This window comes from Rhizobium sp. UBA1881, from assembly GCF_002338015.1.
Lineage (GTDB): Bacteria > Pseudomonadota > Alphaproteobacteria > Rhizobiales > Rhizobiaceae > Rhizobium.
This window is the reverse complement of record NZ_DDHH01000170.1, coordinates 1-323: the sequence shown is the minus strand read 5'-3', so window position 1 is coordinate 323 and position 323 is coordinate 1. Positions and strand designations below refer to the sequence as shown.

The 323-nt window shown below is 59.8% G+C and carries 1 protein-coding gene; it reads right to left on the bottom strand.

What is annotated here, in order from left to right; translation table 11 throughout:
* On the bottom strand, positions 1–323 hold a 323-nt coding region (locus B3605_RS20910; RefSeq protein WP_296435878.1), incomplete at both ends, for a 2Fe-2S iron-sulfur cluster-binding protein.

Here is a 323-nt window from a genome sequence, read left to right as displayed (position 1 = left end):
GCCGCTCATGCGTTCGCGGATTTCAGCCTCGCTGAGTAGCGTCTGTGCATTCAGGTCGCCGGTGACGTGGCTCGGGATGTTCGCCTTGATTTCTTCGAGCACAGCCACCGAGGAACAGATCTGTCCAGGCGTACAGTATCCGCACTGGAAGCCATCGTGCTTGACGAAGGCAGCCTGCATGGGATGCAGCCTGCCAGGCTGGCCTAAGCCTTCGATGGTCGTCACTTCGTCGCCGCCGTGCATGACGGCGAAAGAAAGACATGAGTTGATGCGGCGTCCATCGACCAAGACCGTGCACGCTCCACATTGGCCGTGATCGCATC